Genomic DNA, 18,111 nt, shown 5'->3' with positions numbered 1-18,111 from the left:
CGCCGCGCGCGTTCCGCCGCTCCCGGCGCCGGGAGCGGCGGGGTGCCTCAGTCCTTCTCCAGCACGAACGACGTCTGCAGCTTCGCGAACCCCGGCGCCTTGGCCTCCACCAGGTACGTCCCCGCACCGGCCGATCCCGCCGGCGGGGTCGCGCACCGCTCGGCGGCGCTCGGCTTGCGGTCCCACTTCACGGTGTAGGTGATGCTCTCGCCGGCCGGCACCCGGAACACCAGGCTCCGAGCGCCCTCGGGGCAGTGGTCCGACGCCCAGTACGTGTCGTCGGCGCTCGCCTGGGCGATCGTCAACACCGTGTTCTCCGGCCCGAGATCGATCTTGCAGTCACTGTCGGAGACGTTCCGCGCGGTCAGCAGGAACGTGGGCGTCCGATCGGGTTCGTAGGCGTTGCGGGCGCTGCGCAGGTTCAACTTGACCGCGACCGCCGTGCAGTTGGGCAGTCCGGAACCGGATCCGGACGGCAGCGCGTCACCCGCGCCGACCCCGGACGACGTACCGCCCTCGGAGCCGCCGCCCGCGCTGCCCCCCGCACCGTCGTCCGCACCGTCCGCGCCGTCGGCGCCACCGGAGTCCGCGGGGTCGCCGTCCGCCCCGTCGTCCCCGCTCCCGGACGACGCGCCGCCGGACCCACCGGATCCGCCGGACCCCGGCTCGTCACGTCCACCCGGCGCCTGGCTGATCGCCGGTCCCGAACCCGACGGTCCCGGAGTGATGGACGGCGCGGGATTCTTGCCGTTGGCCCCGTTGTCCCGGCCGTCGCCGCCCCCGCCGCCCGCGGTGACCACCCAGGTGATCACCAATGCCAACAAGGCCAGTACGGACAGCAGTACGACCCTCCTTCGCCAGTAGATGGAGGAGGGAAGCGGCCCGACCGGATTGCGCAGAGATCCCACGGCGCAAACTGTACGAGAGATCGGCGCGTTCGCCCGTCCCACCCGCCGCCAAGACCACATCTTTTCCGGATCATCATTCCGGAAACCGCCCTGCTGCCCCTGCCGTTCGTCGGGTACGGCACATGACGATCGCGGGGTGTGACCGTTCCGGTCTTCCGCCTACGGTCCGTGACCATGGACTTCGTGGACAGCGGGCTCTACCGCGACATCACCGGCTTCGCACACGACACCCCGCCGTGGGTACGGCACACCGCCGAGATCGGGACCGAGGCCGGACTCCTGGTCTTCGTCGCGCTGTTCGTCCTCGGCTGGTGGCGGGCCCGGCACGCCGACCCACGAGCGTTCGCGATCGCGGCCCTTGCACCTCTGGCCACGGCTGTGGCGTACGGGTGCAGCGAAGCGCTGAAGTCCGTCGTCACGGAGGAACGCCCGTGCCGGGCGGTCACCGGCGCCGCCCCCTCCCTGGCCGCGTGCCCGCCGCACGGCGACTGGTCGTTCCCCAGCAACCACGCCACGATCGCGGGTGCTTCGGCCCTCGCCCTGGTCCTGGTCCGGCGCGCACTCGTGTGGCTGACCGCCCCGTTGGCCCTGCTCACGGCCTTCTCCCGGGTGTTCGTCGGGGTGCACTACCCGCACGACGTGGTGGCGGGGCTGCTCCTCGGCACGGTCGTCGCCCTCGCGGCCGTACGCCTGGCCGCGCGCCCGGCGGTCCGGCTCGCGGGAGCGCTGCGCGCCTCGTCGTCGCCCGCCGTGCGGTGGTTCACCGGGCCGGGACCGGGAACGGCCGCCCACCGCGTGCCGCCGTACGCGACGCACCGGCGCCGCTGAGCGGGTTCATGCCGTGACCAGCCCCGCCTCGTGGGCGACGATCGCCGCCTGGACGCGATTGCGTACCCCGAGCCGGTCCAGGACCGCGCTGACGTACGCCTTCACCGTGCCCTCGACGAGGTGCAGCCGGGCGGCGATCTCCGGGTTGGACAGCCCGGCCCCGACCAGGCCGAGCACCTCGCGCTCGCGCGGACTGAGCACCGCCACCCGCGCGCGTGCCTCCGCCTCCCGGGTCAGCCGGCCGGTGCCGTGGGCGCCGCCGAGGCCCTCGATGACGTACCGGGCCACCGTGGGCGACAGGAAGGCCGCGCCCCCTGCCACCGCCCGCACCCCGGCGATGAGTTCGTACGGGTCACCGGACTTGAGCAGGAAGCCGGTGGCGCCGCCGCCCAGCGCACGGGCCACGTAAGTGCGTTCGGAGAAGGTGGTGAGCATCGCGACGGCCGTGCCGGGGACGGCGCGGACGATCTCCTCGGCCGCCGCGAGCCCGTCCAGGCGGGGCATGCGGATGTCGAGCAGGGCCACGTCGGGGCGGTGCGCCCGGGCCAGTTCGACGGCCTCGCGCCCGTCCCCCGCCTCGGCGACGACCTCCGTCTCGCCGCTGCTCCCCAGGATGGCGCGCACCCCGGCGCGCACCATCGCCTCGTCGTCGGCCAGCAGGACCCGGATCACCGTGCGGACTCCTCGTGTCGTTCGTGTTCCCCGTGCCGTTCACGTCCCTCGTCTCCCCCACGGCCTCCCCGCTCCCCGCCGGACAGGCCGACGCGCGGGATCACGTCCTTGGCGACCAGCCGCCCTTCGTCGAAGCAGAGCCGGAAGTGGTCGACGGAGACGAAGAGTTCGCCGCTCGCCCGGTAGTAGCGGCAGTCCGCGCCCCCGGGCGGCGCGGGCGCGCGTTCCGCGGGCGGGTCCCGGACGTCCCGTTCCGGCAGCACCCGCGCCACCTCGTCGGCCGGGGCGCCCGGACGCAGCCCCGCGTACGCGGCGGGCTCCAGGACCGAGTGCGTCTCGGTGTACGCGTACCAGCCGAAGGCCGAACCGACCAGGACGACGCCCGCGCCGGCGGCGGCGCCGAGACCGGCCGTGGTGCGCCGCCGGGCCCGGGCGAAGGGGGCGGAGGGCGGGCGCGGGGACGGCGCGGACGGCTGCGCGGGGACGTGGGCCCGGACCCGGTAGCCGTCGGCGTACGGGCCCGCCTCGAAGGCGCCGCCGACCGCGGTCACGGCGGCGCGCAGCCCGGTCAGGCCCGAGCCGCTCCCCGGGGACGGGGAACTGCCCTGCGGAGAACGCCCGTTGGTGACGGTGACCGTCGCTCCCCGCACGTCGTCCCCCGTCACCGCCACGACGACGGGCGCGCCCGGTGCGTGCCGTGCCGCGTTGGTCAGCGCCTCCCTGGTCACCCGGTGCAGCAGCCGCTCGGCGAGCCCACCGAGCCGTACGGCGGTGTTCCGCCCGCCGGGTTCCCAGCGCACCGGCAGCCCGGACTCGGCGGCGCGGGCGACGAGTTGCTCGACACTCTCGCCGGCGGGGGCCAGGGGCGCGGGCTCGTCGTCGTCCTCCCGCAGGACCCCGATGATGCGGTGCAGCCGGTCGGTGGCGTCGGCGGCCGCCGCGCGCAGGTCGGCCGCGGCGGCCCGGTGGTGGCCGGCGAGGTCGGGGGCGACCTGGAGGGCGCCCGCGCGCAGGGCGATCAGACTCAGCTCGTGCCCCAGGCAGTCGTGCATGTCCTGGGCGATCCGGGCCCGCTCCCGCAACCGGGCGCGCTCCTCGGTCAGGCGCTGCTCCTCCTCGAGGCGGGCCGCCCGCAGCCAGCCCTCCTCGGCCAGCCGGCGGCTCTGCCGCCCGTAGCGCCCGCCGAGCCAGGGGAAGACGCAGCCGAACAGGAGGGTGCCGGTCAGGACCAGCCACTCGGAGACCGGATCGGTCCCGGCGAGCGCGATCCGCACGGTGCCGGCACAGCCGACGGCGGCGAAGCACAGCGCCGCGGGGGCGGCGCGACCCGCCCGCAGTCCGAGCAGCAGCGCGAACACGCCGAGCGCCGGACCGTAGGAGAGGCTGAACAGCGCGGGCGCCCGGGCCAGGCTCAGGGCGGCCACCAGGCCGAAGGCGACCGGGGGACGGCGCCGGGACACGGCGGTGGCGGCGGCGAGCAGGACCAGGTCGGCCGCCCGCTGCCCGAGGGGGCGCGGCTCGTTCAGCCCGAGCCGGTCCGCGGTGAGCACCGGGGCGGCGAGGGCCGCCCAGAGCAGGCAGCCCCTGCCGAGCGCGGCGAAACGGGCACGTTCCATGCCGCCGACGCTACAAGCGGCCGTGGGACCGCCACTGCTGCCGATCGTCAGGTGCCCGTCACCCTCCGGGACCCCGTTCCCCTCCCCGCACCGTGGCGGTCCCCCCGCAGGGGTGGCCCGGCATGGCAGGATTGAGTGGACATGACTGCTCCTACGAAGCCCCCGTACGGCGGCACCGCCGATTCCGCGTCCGAGCGTGCTCTCGGTGAGCCGCTGCACTCCCCCGTCATCGAATGGTTCGACGAGCACGCCCGGGACCTGCCCTGGCGGCGCCCGGAGGCCGGTGCGTGGGGGGTGATGGTCAGCGAGTTCATGCTCCAGCAGACCCCGGTCAACCGGGTCCTGCCCGTCTACGAACAGTGGCTGGCCCGCTGGCCGCGCCCCGCCGACCTCGCCGCCGAGGCGCCCGGTGAGGCCGTCCGCGCCTGGGGCCGGCTCGGCTACCCGCGCCGCGCCCTGCGCCTGCACGGCGCCGCCGTCGCCATAACGGAACGGCACGGCGGCGACGTGCCGACCGATCACGCCCAGTTGCTGGCGCTGCCCGGCATCGGCGAGTACACGGCCGCGGCCGTGGCCTCGTTCGCGTACGGGCAGCGGCACGCGGTGCTGGACACCAACGTCCGCCGGGTGTTCGCCCGCGCCGTCACCGGGGTGCAGTACCCGCCGAACGCCACCACCGCCGCCGAGCGCAGGCTCGCCCGCGCGCTGCTGCCCGAGGAGGCGTCGACCGCCGCGCGGTGGGCCGCCGCCTCCATGGAGCTCGGGGCGCTGGTGTGCACGGCGAAGAACGAGGAGTGCCACCGCTGCCCGATCGCCGCGCAGTGCGCCTGGCGCCTGGCGGGCAAGCCGGCCCACGAGGGGCCGCCGCGTCGGGGCCAGACGTACGCGGGCACGGACCGCCAGGTCCGCGGACGGCTGCTGGCCGTCCTGCGGGAGACGCACGGACCGGTGCCGCAGGCCGCGTTGGACCGGGTGTGGCACGAGCCGGTGCAGCGCGCCCGCGCCCTGGACGGTCTCGTCGCCGACGGCCTGGTGGAGCCGTTGCCGGGCGGCCTGTACCGGCTGCCGCTGAGCTGACGCGCGGCCGGCGCGTCCGGGTACGCGCGTCCGCGGTCACGGCGCCGACCGGCCGGGCCGCCCCACGACCTCGTCCGCCGCCGCACCGCTTCGCCGCGTTCCGCAGCGTTTCCTCTGGTTTCGCACCGTTCCCCCTCGTTCCTCCTTCTGTTACACAACCGCCGGACAGCCGCAGGCTGCCCGCAGGCTTCTTCGCACAGCGCCGTGACAAGGCCTCCGTACCTTCGTTCGCGTGCCCGGCAACGGCACGACGGCCACGGATCACAGGCAGTGCGGCCGGCCCGCGCGGGCGGGCCGGAACGGGGAGCGGAAGGCGGTTCACGATGGCGCAGGGCGAGGTGCTCGAGTTCGAGGAGTACGTCCGTACCCGGCAGGACGCGCTGCTGCGCAGCGCCCGCCGTCTGGTCCCGGACCCCGTCGAGGCGCAGGACCTGCTGCAGACCGCGCTGGCCCGGACGTACGGCCGCTGGGAGACCATCGAGGACAAGCGGCTGGCCGACGCCTATCTGCGCCGCGTCATGATCAACACACGGACCGAGTGGTGGCGCGCCCGCAAGCTGGAGGAGGTGCCGACCGAGCAGCTCCCGGAGGCCTGCGTGGACGACGCCACCGAGCAGCACGCGGACCGCGCCCTGCTGATGGACGTCCTGAAGGTGCTCGCCCCGAAACAGCGCGGTGTCGTGGTGCTGCGACACTGGGAGCAGATGTCCACGGAGGAGACCGCCGCCGCCCTCGGCATGTCGACCGGAACGGTCAAGAGCACGCTGCACCGGGCGCTGACCCGGCTCCGCGAGGAGCTTCAGGCGCGCGATCTGGACGCACGCGCGCTGGAGCGTGAGGAGCGGGAGCGTTGCGCGGCCTGACCGGCGCGAGGGGCACCATGGCCCGGGCGGCGACCACGGCGACGGCCGTGCTCGGCGCCGCGGGCCTCTTCGTCGCCGGCTGCGGCACGGGCGGCACCGGCGCGCGGGACGAGGGCCCGGCGCACGCGCAGGCGGTGGCGAGCTCCGCCCCCTCGCCCGTGCCGGCCACGGACCCCGCCCGGGTGAACGCGGTCCGGCTGGTCAAGGCCGACCCGGCGGTCTCGGCCGAGGTCAAGCGGGGGCTCGAGCCGTGCGTCGCCGATGAGTACCCCGTCGACGTGAGCTACGGCAACCTCACCGGAGGGACCGCCGACGACGTCGTCGTCAACGTGCTGACCTGCGGGGACGCCGTGGGGATCGGCTCGTACGTGTACCGCGACGAGGGCGGTGCGTACACCAACGTGTTCGCGGCCGAGGAGCCCCCGGTGTACGCGGAGATCGACCGCGGGGACCTGGTGGTGACCAAGCAGGTGTACGACCGGGGCGACCCGGTGTCGAGTCCGTCCGGCGAGGACGTGATCACCTACCGCTGGACCGCGGGCCGGTTCACCGAGGAGTACCGCACGCACAACGACTACGGCAAGGTGGGCGGCACCGAGCCGATGCCGGTGCCCGACGGCTGAGAGCCGGCCCACGCCGTGAACCGCCGGGGCCGCCCGGACCGATGAACGGGTGAACCCTCCGCACGGCCCCCGCGTCCTTCGGGTGGGCGGGGAGGAAGCGCCCGCACCGGCCCGAGACCGAAACGAGAACTGAGAGCACCGGGATGGCAGACCAGACCCACGTCCTGTTCGTCGAGGACGACGACGTCATCCGCGAGGCCACCCAGCTCGCCCTGGAGCGGGACGGCTTCGCGGTCACCGCGATGCCCGACGGCCTGTCCGGCCTGGAGGCGTTCCGCTCCGACCGGCCGGACATCGCGCTCCTCGACGTCATGGTCCCCGGCCTCGACGGGGTCAGCCTGTGCCGCCGCATCCGCGACGAGTCGACGGTCCCGGTGATCATGCTGTCGGCGCGCGCCGACTCCATCGACGTCGTGCTGGGTCTGGAGGCGGGCGCCGACGACTATGTGACCAAGCCGTTCGACGGTGCGGTCCTGGTCGCCCGGATCCGCGCGGTGCTGCGCCGCTTCGGGCGGGCGAACGGCGGCCGGGACGAGTCGGCCGACGCGGCCGGCGCAGGGGTGCTGGCCTTCGGCGAACTGGAGATCGACACCGGGGGCATGGAGGTGCGCAGGGCGGGGGAGCCGGTGGCGCTGACGCCGACCGAGATGCGGCTGCTGCTGGAGTTCTCCTCCGCGCCGGGCACCGTCCTCTCCCGCGACAAGCTGCTCGAACGCGTGTGGGAGTACGGCTGGGGCGGTGACACCCGGGTCGTGGACGTCCATGTGCAGCGGCTGCGGACGAAGATAGGCCAGGACCGGATCGAGACGGTCCGCGGCTTCGGCTACAAGCTGAAGGCCTGAGCGAACGGATGCGGGGGTACTTCCGGCGCCTGGTGGCGGCCTGCGTCGACCGGGTGGGCATCGGCACGGGGCTGCGCTGGAAGCTGAGCGCGGCCATCGCGCTGGTCGGCGCGCTGGTGGCGGTCGCGCTGAGCCTGGTGGTGCACAACGCGGCCCGGGTGTCGATGCTGGACAACGCGCGCAGCCTCGCCGACGAGCGCCTCATGATCGCCCAGCGCAACTACGAGCTGTCCGGGCGGCTGAACTTCCCCAACACCAAGATCAACGACCCGGAGCTGCCCGAAGAGCTCCGGGAGAAGGTCGGGGAGGGCCGCCGGGCGACCTACGTGGCCGACCGGCCGGGCGGGTCGCCGGACATCTGGGCGGCGGTGCCGCTGAAGAACGGGCAGGTGATGTCGCTGCACTCCGGTTTCACCGACCGCAGCTCGGACATCCTCAAGGATCTCGACCGGGCCCTGGTGATCGGCTCGATCGCGGCCGTCCTGGGCGGCAGCGCGCTCGGGGTGCTCATCGGCGGCCATCTGTCGCGCCGGCTGCGCAAGGCGGCCGCCGCCGCCAACCGGGTCGCGGGGGGCGAGACGGACGTCCGGGTGCGGGAGGCCATCGGCGGGGTGGTCCGGGACGAGACCGACGACCTGGCCAGCGCGGTGGACGCCATGGCGGACGCGCTGCGGCAGCGGCTGGAGGCCGAGCGCCGGGTCACCGCCGACATCGCGCACGAGCTGCGCACCCCGGTGACCGGGCTGCTGACCGCCGCCGAGCTGCTGCCGCCGGGCCGGCCGACGGAACTGGTGCTGGACCGGGCCAAGGCCATGCGCACCCTCGTCGAGGACGTCCTGGAGGTGGCCCGGCTGGACGGCGCCTCCGAGCGCGCCGAACTGCAGGACATCCTGCTGGGCGAGTTCGTCTCCCGGCGGGTGGCGGCGAAGGACCCGGACGTCACGGTCCTGGTGGTGCACGAGTCGGAGGTCACCACCGACCCCCGGCGGCTGGAACGCGTGCTGTTCAACCTGCTCGCCAACGCCGCCCGGCACGGCAGGCCGCCCATCGAGGTCACCGTCGAGGGCCGGGTGATCCGGGTCCGCGACCACGGGCCCGGCTTCCCCGCGGACCTGCTCGCCGAAGGGCCGAGCCGCTTCCGCACCGGCAGCAGGGACCGGGCCGGCCGCGGCCACGGCCTGGGCCTGACCATCGCGGCGGGACAGGCACGGGTGCTGGGCGCCCGGCTGACCTTCCGCAACGTCCGGCCGGCGGGGGCGCCGCGGGACGCACCGGCCGAGGGCGCGGCCGCCGTGCTCTGGCTGCCGGAGCACGCGCCGACGAACACCGGGAGCTACCCGCTGCCGCCGCAGTAGGGGAAGCGGCCGACGGACCGTGGTCCCTCCGGAACGACGGCGACCCCGGGGACGGGCGCGGGGCCGTCCCCGGGGTCGCCGTCGTTCCGGTCACCCGGGCGCACCGGGGTGTCGGAGGGGGGTCGGGGACGCGTGTCCCGGACCTCCGTGGTCCCAGGTGTGTCAGCGGTGGGAGTTCAGGAACTGCATCGGGTTGATCGCCGAGCCGTAGTTCGGGGTGGTGCGGATCTCGAAGTGCAGGTGCGGGCCGCTGGAGTTGCCGGTGTTGCCGGACAGGGCGATCTTCTGGTCGGTCTTGACGATCTGGCCGACCTTGACGTTGACCTGCGACAGGTGGGCGTACTGGGAGTACACGCCGTTGCCGTGGTTGATCACGACGGCGTTGCCGTAGGCGGGGCCGTCGCCGGCGCCGTTGGGGCCGGCCTTGACGACGGTGCCGCCGTGGGTGGCGTGGACCGGGGTGCCGGTGGGCACGGCGTAGTCCTGGCCGCTGTGCTTGGAGGCCCACATGCCGCCGTTCTGGGCGAAGCTCGCGGTGAGCTGGTAGTTCTTCACCGGGTCGACCCAGGAGGCCTGCTTCTTGGCCGCGGCCTGAGCGGCCTTCTCGGCCTGGGCGGCCTTCGCGGCCTGAGCCGCCTTCTTCGCCTCGGCGGCCTTCTCGACCTGGGCGGCCTGGGCCTTCGCGGCCTGGGCCTGGGCGGCGGCCTGTGCCTGGACGGCACCGGCGGCACCGGACGCCGCCGTGGTGTCGGCGGCGGCCGCGATCCCGGCTCCCAGCACGGCCGAGGCGCCCAGGCCGGCGGCCAGCACGGCCGCGCGGGTGCGGATCAGGGACGTGCGGGAGGAACGGGACGTGACGCGCTGGGACATCGAAACCTCATGGGGGAGGGAGCAGAGGAAAACCACCGGCGGAACGGGTCCGTGCCGCGGTGGCCATTCAGTGGTAACCCTTTCGCCCGAAAAGCCGCAAAGGTGTGACCTACGAAGGAAGGCCGTACTCCGGGAGTGAGATGCACGTCTCTTGACAGAGGCCCCTTATCAGACAAAACCCGCCATTTAGAGCTGATCGATCAGATCTATGGGTTAAATGTCCGTTTTCATTCGAGGGTTCGGCCACTATTCCGGGTAGTACCGGTCGCACCGCCTGTGCACCATGTCACTGGGAACCGGGTTCGGCCGTTTCAGAAATGTGGCGCAGGCCTCTAGGCGCCTACCGCCCGGTAACCCTACGGTTCACCTCACGTCACCCTCGCAGACGAGCATGCACACGACATGTTGATCGCGTTCCGGACGTGAGAGGACCCCCCACATGAGAAGCCGACGCCCCTGGTCGCGCCGCGCATCGGTGACCGCCGTCACGGCCGCGGCCCTGGTGGCCCTGGCCGCTCCCGCAGAGGCCACCGCCCCCTCCGGCGCCCCCGCGACCGCCCCCGCGGCCACGGCGGCCGCGGCCGTCGCCGCAGACGTCGACTACGACACCTGGCAGAAGGACTGCCGGGCGGTCATGGACCAGGCACTGCCCTATCTGAAGCAGCGGATCGCGAACCCGAGGCCGGGCGAGAAGCAGGCGATCGTCCTCGACATCGACAACACCGCGCTGGAGACGGACTTCGGCTTCCGCTTCCCGCAGCCCGCCAACGCGCCCGTCCTGGAGGCCGCCGAGTACGCCCAGGAGCGCGGCGTCGCCCTGTTCTTCGTGACCGCCCGCCCGGGCATCATCCACGCGCCCACCGCGTACAACCTCGACCACGCCGGCTACGAGTCCTCCGGGCTCCACGTGCGCGGGTTCCTCGACCTCTTCAAGAACGTGGCCGACTACAAGACGGCCCAGCGCGTCGCCATCGAGGCGAAGGGCTACACGATCATCGCCAACATCGGCAACAGCCCCACCGACCTGTCGGGCGGCCACGCCGAGAAGACCTTCAAGCTGCCGGACTACGACGGACGGCTGTCCTGACCGGAACGATCAACCCCCGGTAGTCTCACCCCCGTTCACGCTCACACGCGTTCACGGGGGTGAGGCGGTTGGAACCCGCGGTCCTGGGCGGCAGGCTGGCGTCCGGCCTGGTCCGCCCGCTGGTGCGCAGGCTGTTCGTGCCGGACGGCCCCGGCGCGGGGCTCGTGGACAGGCCCGTCCGCTTGACGGACCTGGTGTCCTTCCGGGGCGAGAAGCGCACGCTGGGCGAGAAGGAGGTCCACCGGCTCGCCGGCCGGCTGGTGGCGGAGGCCGTGGCCTCCCCGGGCGAGCGGCCGTTCCCGCCCGACGAGGAGATCGCCGTGACCGACGCCCTGGCCCGTCGGCTGCTCGCCCTCGGCGACCTGGACATGGACGACGCCCAGGCCGTACGGCTGGGCAGTCACGAACTCGCCCGTCGGCTGCACCACCGGGCCCCGCCGCCGGACGGCCTGACCGCGGACGCCTGTGTCTTCCTCGACTCGGCGACGCAGTGGGCCTGCCTGCACATCCTGGAGTTCTTCACCCGCCGCTCCACCTTCGTGGCCCGCACCCTGGTGCAGCAGACCCGCACCCAGGCCCAACTGATCACCCAGGTCAACGAACTGCTCGCGCGCGTCCCCCGACCCGACGCCAGGGACGCGGCCTTCGAACGCCGCTACCTCGCCCACCTCGCGCAGAAGCACGGCACCCTCACCATCTACGGCATCGACCTCGCCGACTCCCCCCGCCGGTGGCCGCTCGACGCCGCCTACCTGAGCCTGGAGGCGACCGGACACGGAGGCGACCGGGACCCCCTCCTCTTCGGCATGGCCCCCTCCGCCCGGGCCTCCCGGCCCGCCGACCGGGCGCTGGCCGACCACGAACGGGTGCTGCTGCGGGGAGTCGCCGGGTCGGGCAAGACGACCCTGATCCAGTGGCTCGCCGTCTCGGCCGCGACCGGTGCCACGGAGACGATGGCCCACCTCACCGGCAAGGTGCCCTTCGTCCTGCCGCTGCGCACCCTCACCCGGCACGGCGAACGGCTCCCGGCCCCCGCGTCCTTCCTCTCCGCGACCGGCAGCCCGCTGGCCGGCGCGCAGCCGGAGGGCTGGGAGGACCGCGTGCTGGCCGCCGGACGGGGACTGGTACTGGTGGACGGCCTCGACGAGGTGCCGGAGGCCGAGCGCGAGCGCGCACGGAGCTGGCTGACCGACCTCGTGACGGCGTACCCCGGCAACGGCTGGCTCGTCACCTCCCGGCCCTCGGCCGTCCGGGACGACTGGCTGGCCGCCGACGGGTTCACCGAGCTGACCCTCACCGCGATGAGCACGGCGGACGTCACCTCCTTCGTCCGGCGGTGGCACCGCGCCGCCGCGACCGGGAACCCTCAGGAGGACGCGCGGCTCGCGTCGTACGGGACACAGCTGCTCCAGGCCCTGCGCACCAAGCCGGACCTCGGCAGACTGGCCACCAACCCGCTGATGTGCGGGCTGATCTGCGCCCTGCACCGCGATCGGCGCGGCTACCTCCCGCACGGGCGCAAGGAGCTGTACGAGGCCGCCCTGTCGATGCTGCTCGTCCGGCGCGACCGCGAGCGCGACATGGCCGGTCCCGAGCTGAGCGAGGAGCCCCAGCTGCAGCTCCTCCAGCGGCTGGCGTACTGGCTCATCCGCAACGGCCGCACCGAGATGGACCGCTCCCGTGCGGAGCGCATCGTCGCGGAGATCCTCCCGGCGGTCCCCGCGGCCGCCCTCCTCGGCGACGCGGCCGCGGTGCTCGACCACTTCCTGATCCGCACCGGCCTGCTGCTCGCGCCCACCGCGGACACCCTGCACTTCGTCCACCGCACCTTCCAGGACTTCCTCGGCGCCCGGGCCGCCGTGGAGGCGGGAGACCTGGGCCTGCTCGCCGAGCACGCCGACGACGACCAGTGGTCGGACGTGATCCGCATGGCGGTGGCCCAGGCCAGGCCCCGGGAGCGGGCCGAGCTGCTCGACCTGCTGACCTCCCGTCCCGGCAAACGGGCCCGGCTGCTGGCCATGGCCTGCCTGGAGCACGCCACGGAACTCGACCCGGCGGTGCGCCGCCGCGTCGAGGACCTGGCGTCCTCGCTCCTGCCGCCCCGCACCTCCGAGGAGGCCCGGGAACTGGCCGAGGTGGGCCCGCTGGTGCTGGAACTGCTGCCCGGCCCGGACGGCCTGTCGGACGAGGAGGCCGAGGCGGTGACGGCGACCGCCGCCCTGGCCGGCTCCGACGCGGCGGTCGCGGTGCTCGCCCGGTACGCGGAGCATCCCGCGGACCGGGTCCGGATCAGCCTCATGCTCGCCTGGAACCGTTTCGACGCGGAGCTGTACGCCGACGAGGTGCTCTCCCGCGTCGGCTCCGACGACTTCTTCGTGCGCGCCTCCTCGCCCGAGGCCCTGCGGGCCCTGCGCCTGCTCGGCCGTCGCACCCGGGTGTCCGTGGAGGGCGACCACGCGCTCCGGGACGTCCTGCGCGCCCTTCCCGACGGCGTGGAGGAGCTGGGCCTGACGAACAACTCCCTGCTCGACGACCTGCGCCCGCTGCGGGACCTGGGCTCGCTGCACCAGCTGACCCTCGGGAACTGCCCCGCGGTCCGCGATCTGGCCCCGCTGGCGGAGCTGGAGCCGGAGAGCCTGGTGCTGGGCGATCTGGGAGAGGTGTCCGGACTCGACCGCCTCCCCTCCCTGCGCCGCCTCGCCCTGGCGACCTCCCTGCCGGACGGCCTGGCGGCACTGCCCCGCAGCGCGCCGCTGACCCGCCTCCACCTGGGCGCGACGGCACGGGCCACGGGCCTGAGCGGCCTGAGCCACTGGCGGACGCTGACCGACGTCAACCTCACCGGCGACCTCCCCCTCGCCGTCGAGGACTGGCGCGAACTGGCCGCGCTGCCCGCGCTCGCCCGGCTGTCCGTCGACGCCCGGATCGCGGCCTCGGCCCTCGGAGCCCCGGAGCTCCCCCTGCCGGAGGAGCTCTACGTGTTCGACCTCAAGGAAGGCATGGACCTGTCACCGCTGGGTCGGATGTGCCCGGGACTGCGCACCGTGCGGCTGATCCCCGCCCCGTTCTCCGCCCCGGTGGACGCGGCCCGGTACGCACGCGATTTCACCGGCGCCGAGATCACCGTCTTCCACAGCCGCCCCTACGCCCTGTCCTGAACACGCCGAGGGGGCCGGTGCCTCTCGGGCACCGGCCCCCTCGCGGTTGCCGTGGCGCTTACACGTCCTTGCTCAGGTTCGGGCCGGTTCCGCCGGCCGCCTGCTCGATCGGCGGGACGTCGGGCAGGGCCGACTTCTCCTCGCCGCGGAAGGTGAAGGTCTGGGACTCGCCCTCGCCCTCGGTGTCCACGACCACGATGTGACCGGGACGCAGCTCGCCGAAGAGGATCTTCTCCGACAGCGAGTCCTCGATCTCGCGCTGGATGGTCCGGCGCAGCGGCCGGGCGCCCAGCACGGGGTCGTAGCCCTTCCGGGACAGCAGCTCCTTGGCGGACTGGGAGAGCTCGATACCCATGTCCCGGTCCTTCAGGCGCTCGTCCACCTTGTCGATCATCAGGTCGACGATCCGCAGGATGTCGTTCTGCGTGAGCTGCGGGAAGACCACCACGTCGTCGACGCGGTTGAGGAACTCGGGCCGGAAGTGCTGCTTGAGCTCGTCCGAGACCTTGTTCTTCATGCGCTCGTAGTTGGTCTTCGTGTCACCCGCGGCGGCGAAGCCCAGGTTGAAGCCCTTGGAGATGTCCCGGGTGCCGAGGTTGGTCGTCATGATGATGACCGTGTTCTTGAAGTCCACGACCCGGCCCTGGGAGTCGGTCAGGCGACCGTCCTCCAGGATCTGCAGCAGCGAGTTGAAGATGTCCGGGTGGGCCTTCTCGACCTCGTCGAAGAGGACGACCGAGAACGGCTTGCGGCGCACCTTCTCCGTCAGCTGACCGCCCTCCTCGTAGCCCACGTAGCCGGGGGGCGAACCGAAGAGACGGGAGACCGTGTGCTTCTCGCTGAACTCCGACATGTCGAGGGAGATCAGCGCGTCCTCGTCACCGAAGAGGAACTCCGCGAGCGCCTTGGACAGCTCGGTCTTACCGACACCGGACGGGCCGGCGAAGATGAACGAGCCACCCGGACGCTTCGGGTCCTTCAGACCCGCACGGGTACGGCGGATCGCCTTGGACAGCGCCTTGACGGCGTCGTCCTGGCCGATGACCCGCTTGTGCAGCTCGTCCTCCATGCGGAGCAGACGGCTGGACTCCTCCTCCGTGAGCTTGAAGACCGGGATGCCCGTCGCCGTGGCGAGGACCTCGGCGATCAGCTCGCCGTCGACCTCGGCGACGACGTCCATGTCGCCGGCCTTCCACTCCTTCTCCCGCTTCGCCTTGGCGGCCAGGAGCTGCTTCTCCTTGTCGCGCAGGGAGGCGGCCTTCTCGAAGTCCTGCGAGTCGATCGCGGACTCCTTGTCCCGGCGGACGCCGGCGATCTTCTCGTCGAACTCGCGCAGGTCCGGCGGCGCGGTCATCCGGCGGATGCGCATCCGGGAGCCGGCCTCGTCGATCAGGTCGATCGCCTTGTCCGGCAGGAAGCGGTCCGAGATGTACCGGTCGGCCAGGGTGGCGGCCTGGACGAGGGCCTCGTCGGTGATGGAGACGCGGTGGTGCGCCTCGTACCGGTCGCGCAGGCCCTTGAGGATCTCGATGGTGTGCGGCAGGGACGGCTCCGCGACCTGGATCGGCTGGAAGCGGCGCTCCAGGGCCGCGTCCTTCTCCAGGTGCTTGCGGTACTCGTCCAGCGTGGTGGCACCGATGGTCTGCAGCTCACCGCGGGCCAGCATCGGCTTGAGGATGCTCGCCGCGTCGATGGCGCCCTCGGCGGCACCCGCACCGACCAGCGTGTGCAGCTCGTCGATGAACAGGATGATGTCGCCGCGGGTGCGGATCTCCTTGAGCACCTTCTTCAGGCGCTCCTCGAAGTCACCGCGGTAGCGGGAGCCGGCCACCAGGGCACCGAGGTCCAGGGTGTAGAGGTGCTTGTCCTTGAGGGTCTCGGGCACCTCGCCCTTGACGATGGCCTGGGCGAGGCCCTCGACGACGGCGGTCTTGCCGACGCCGGGCTCACCGATCAGCACCGGGTTGTTCTTGGTGCGGCGGGACAGCACCTGCATGACCCGCTCGATCTCCTTCTCGCGCCCGATGACCGGGTCGAGCTTGGATTCACGGGCGGCCTGGGTGAGGTTCCGGCCGAACTGGTCGAGGACCAGGGACGTGGAGGGGGTGCCCTCGGCAGGACCGCCGGCGGTGGCGGTCTCCTTGCCCTGGTAACCGGAGAGCAGCTGGATCACCTGCTGCCGCACGCGGTTCAGATCTGCGCCCAGCTTGACCAGGACCTGGGCGGCGACACCCTCGCCCTCGCGGATCAGGCCGAGCAGGATGTGCTCCGTGCCGATGTAGTTGTGACCCAGCTGAAGGGCCTCGCGGAGCGACAGCTCCAGGACCTTCTTGGCACGGGGGGTGAAGGGGATGTGGCCGGACGGCGCCTGCTGCCCCTGGCCGATGATCTCCTCCACCTGCTGGCGGACCGCCTCGAGCGAAATCCCGAGGCTCTCAAGGGCCTTGGCGGCGACACCCTCACCCTCGTGGATCAGGCCCAGGAGGATGTGCTCGGTGCCGATGTAGTTGTGGTTGAGCATCCGGGCTTCTTCCTGAGCCAGGACGACAACCCGCCGCGCGCGGTCGGTGAACCTCTCGAACATCGTTAATCGCTCCTCAGAGCGGTCAGGCAGTAAGGGGAACTTCCCCTCCCTGTCCTTCCGCAGCTTAGTCCCGCAAGCGGGGACCGCTCATTCCAACTGCCGACACCCTCGATGGCCTCCTGACCCCGAACGCCGACATCTGCTCCAACCCGATGGTGCGAGACGATGTTCCCGCAGGCCAGGCAGTTAGCCCCTTCGCCAGTACGCCCATGGCGAACGGAAAGCCCGCCGTCCTGCGTGTCGACCCCTCCCACTAGGGATGTCTTACCCGCTGCTACGGACGGTCCATGCCGAGTGCACGGGTTCCCTCCGCTACGGGCGAACAACCTTGCGCCTCCGCACAACCCCCGCACGCCCCCCTGTTCGACACTCTGCGGACACGTAGCGCCACTCAGCGTAACCCGGGGCGTCTCCCGGCGGTTGCGTCGGACATGGTTGGCACCGTCCCCGACCCGCCCCCGCCCGTCCGCCGTCCGGCCGCCCGCCCGCCGCTCGAGCCGGGCGACGAGGTCCGGCTCTGGTACGAGAACGCACTGGGCTGGCCGACGGTGCCCGGTCGCCCGGTGCGCCTGGCGGTGGGGGAACGCTTCGACGTCCTGGACCTGCCGGCCGAGGCGGGGCACGCGGCGCTGGAGCGCCTGGGGCGCGCCGGCCGGGGGTTCCCGGTGGCGGCGCAGGGCGGCCGGATGCGGCTGCTGGTGGCCGCGGGCAGCGCGGAGGAGCTGCCGGGGCTGCTGGACTGGCTCGAGTGGGGCTCGCTGGAGCTGGACCTGGCCGCGATCGGCGCGGGCGGTCTCATGGACGCTCCCCGGCCCCCCGGCCACGCCGTCCCCGCCCCGCCGCTTCCCCCGGGGCGCGGCCACGGCGGTACGCAGGGGGCCGCCGTGTGGCTGCGGCCCCCCGAGCCGGGGTGCGAGGTCGAGGCCTCGCTGCCGACGCTGTCGGCGATGGGGGGGCGTGGTGACGCCCCCGATCTCGTACGGCTGGTGAACACGGTGGTGACGCAGGTCCACCGGATCCGGCTGCGGCGCTCGTGCGCGTAGCCGCCGGCTGCGCCACGGGCTCCGCGACGGTACGTGCACGATGTCCACCGTCCTCCGTCCGCCCTCGTGGGGCCGGCCGGACCCGCCGTCAGCCGTTGGCCTTCTCATAGGCCTCGCGGATGGACGCGGGAACACGGCCGCGGTCGTTGACCTCGTAACCGTTCTCCTTCGCCCAGGCGCGGATGGCCGCGGTGTCCTGGCTGCCGCCGGAAGAAGCACGCGCCTTTCCACGCCCGCCCGCAGCGCGGCCTCCGGTGCGGCGACCGCCCTTCACGTAAGGCTCGAGAAGGCCGCGGAGCTTGTCCGCATTGGCGGTGGTGAGATCGATCTCGTACGTCTTGCCGTCCAACGCGAACGTCACCGTCTCGTCCGCCTCGCCGCCGTCGAGGTCGTCGACAAGAAGGACCTGAACCTTCTGTGCCACCGGATTTCCTTTCATCGATAACTTCAGGGCCGGGGTGTGCCGGCGTCCGCCGTATCGCCGTCCCCTGTTATATGCACTACTGCAGTACGTCGGAAAGCAAACCGCTTTTGCCGGAAAAACACAAACCCCTGGCGGAGGCCCGCTGCCCGCTCCGGCCCGGA

15 protein-coding genes are annotated in these 18,111 nt (G+C 73.0%); 9 read left to right on the top strand and 6 right to left on the bottom strand.

Annotated features, from left to right (window positions below; genetic code table 11):
- Positions 1–47 precede the first annotated feature (47 nt).
- The gene (locus CP969_RS21960; RefSeq protein ID WP_026084982.1) at positions 48–908 is read right to left on the bottom strand and encodes a hypothetical protein; all 861 of its coding nucleotides are present in this window, start codon (positions 906–908) and stop codon (positions 48–50) included.
- A 174-nt stretch (positions 909–1,082) separates the two neighbouring features.
- Here CP969_RS21960 and CP969_RS21955 point away from each other — a divergent pair, with 174 nt between their 5' ends.
- Complete coding sequence (locus CP969_RS21955) at positions 1,083–1,736, top strand: phosphatase PAP2 family protein (RefSeq protein WP_171817479.1); 654 nt, start codon at positions 1,083–1,085, stop codon at positions 1,734–1,736.
- Positions 1,737–1,742: 6 nt separating this feature from the next.
- On the opposite strand, the gene CP969_RS21950 is transcribed toward CP969_RS21955, so the two are convergent.
- Complete coding sequence (locus CP969_RS21950) at positions 1,743–2,408, bottom strand: response regulator (RefSeq protein ID WP_004984961.1); 666 nt, start codon at positions 2,406–2,408, stop codon at positions 1,743–1,745.
- Positions 2,405–4,024 (bottom strand): sensor histidine kinase, encoded by a 1,620-nt coding sequence (locus tag CP969_RS21945; RefSeq protein WP_016825190.1) that lies wholly within the window; start codon positions 4,022–4,024, stop codon positions 2,405–2,407. Before CP969_RS21945 ends, CP969_RS21950 begins: the two co-directional genes overlap by 4 nt.
- A gap of 141 nt (positions 4,025–4,165) precedes the next feature.
- On the opposite strand from CP969_RS21945, the gene CP969_RS21940 reads away from it, so the two are divergent.
- The 5 genes from CP969_RS21940 to cseC all read left to right on the top strand — a co-directional run bounded on the left by CP969_RS21940 (position 4,166) and on the right by cseC (position 8,784).
- Positions 4,166–5,101: an HhH-GPD family protein gene (locus tag CP969_RS21940; RefSeq protein ID WP_004984965.1), complete on the top strand. Its 936-nt coding sequence runs from the start codon at positions 4,166–4,168 to the stop codon at positions 5,099–5,101.
- 323 nt (positions 5,102–5,424) lie between these two features.
- Complete coding sequence (locus CP969_RS21935) at positions 5,425–5,964, top strand: SigE family RNA polymerase sigma factor (protein ID WP_016825191.1); 540 nt, start codon at positions 5,425–5,427, stop codon at positions 5,962–5,964.
- Complete coding sequence (locus CP969_RS21930; RefSeq protein ID WP_016825192.1) at positions 5,952–6,587, top strand: hypothetical protein; 636 nt, start codon at positions 5,952–5,954, stop codon at positions 6,585–6,587. Before CP969_RS21935 ends, CP969_RS21930 begins: the two co-directional genes overlap by 13 nt.
- Positions 6,588–6,730: 143 nt before the next feature.
- Positions 6,731–7,429 carry a two-component system response regulator CseB gene (cseB, locus tag CP969_RS21925; protein ID WP_016825193.1) on the top strand — a complete coding sequence of 233 codons (699 nt, stop codon included), beginning with the start codon at positions 6,731–6,733 and terminating at the stop codon, positions 7,427–7,429.
- An 8-nt stretch (positions 7,430–7,437) separates the two neighbouring features.
- Positions 7,438–8,784 carry a two-component system sensor histidine kinase CseC gene (cseC, locus tag CP969_RS21920; protein ID WP_004984993.1) on the top strand — a complete coding sequence of 449 codons (1,347 nt, stop codon included), beginning with the start codon at positions 7,438–7,440 and terminating at the stop codon, positions 8,782–8,784.
- Positions 8,785–8,946: 162 nt separating this feature from the next.
- Here the strand turns inward: cseC and CP969_RS21915 are convergent, their stop codons facing one another.
- Positions 8,947–9,654 carry a M23 family metallopeptidase gene (locus tag CP969_RS21915; RefSeq protein ID WP_016825194.1) on the bottom strand — a complete coding sequence of 236 codons (708 nt, stop codon included), beginning with the start codon at positions 9,652–9,654 and terminating at the stop codon, positions 8,947–8,949.
- 439 nt (positions 9,655–10,093) lie between these two features.
- Between CP969_RS21915 and CP969_RS21910 the strand changes: the two genes are divergently transcribed.
- Together CP969_RS21910 and CP969_RS21905 are read left to right on the top strand one after the other, a co-directional pair.
- A complete protein-coding gene (locus CP969_RS21910) occupies positions 10,094–10,741 on the top strand; it encodes an HAD family acid phosphatase (protein ID WP_039830995.1) in 648 nt (215 codons plus the stop codon).
- Between the two features lie 68 nt (positions 10,742–10,809).
- Positions 10,810–13,899, top strand: coding sequence for an NACHT domain-containing protein (locus CP969_RS21905; RefSeq protein ID WP_016825196.1), 3,090 nt, complete (start codon positions 10,810–10,812; stop codon positions 13,897–13,899).
- Positions 13,900–13,957: 58 nt separating this feature from the next.
- Here CP969_RS21905 and CP969_RS21900 read toward each other — a convergent pair whose 3' ends face one another.
- Positions 13,958–16,483: an ATP-dependent Clp protease ATP-binding subunit gene (locus CP969_RS21900; RefSeq protein ID WP_004985008.1), complete on the bottom strand. Its 2,526-nt coding sequence runs from the start codon at positions 16,481–16,483 to the stop codon at positions 13,958–13,960.
- A 431-nt stretch (positions 16,484–16,914) separates the two neighbouring features.
- Here CP969_RS21900 and CP969_RS21890 point away from each other — a divergent pair, with 431 nt between their 5' ends.
- Positions 16,915–17,526 carry an SCO3374 family protein gene (locus CP969_RS21890; RefSeq protein ID WP_016825197.1) on the top strand — a complete coding sequence of 204 codons (612 nt, stop codon included), beginning with the start codon at positions 16,915–16,917 and terminating at the stop codon, positions 17,524–17,526.
- An 88-nt stretch (positions 17,527–17,614) separates the two neighbouring features.
- Here CP969_RS21890 and CP969_RS21885 read toward each other — a convergent pair whose 3' ends face one another.
- On the bottom strand, positions 17,615–17,950 hold the full coding sequence (locus CP969_RS21885; RefSeq protein ID WP_004985012.1) for a histone-like nucleoid-structuring protein Lsr2: 336 nt from the start codon (positions 17,948–17,950) through the stop codon (positions 17,615–17,617).
- Between the last annotated feature and the right edge of the window lie 161 nt (positions 17,951–18,111).

It is taken from the genome of Streptomyces viridosporus T7A (genome assembly GCF_008704515.1).
Classification (GTDB): domain Bacteria; phylum Actinomycetota; class Actinomycetes; order Streptomycetales; family Streptomycetaceae; genus Streptomyces; species Streptomyces viridosporus.
This window is presented reverse-complemented; position numbering and strand designations above follow the sequence as displayed.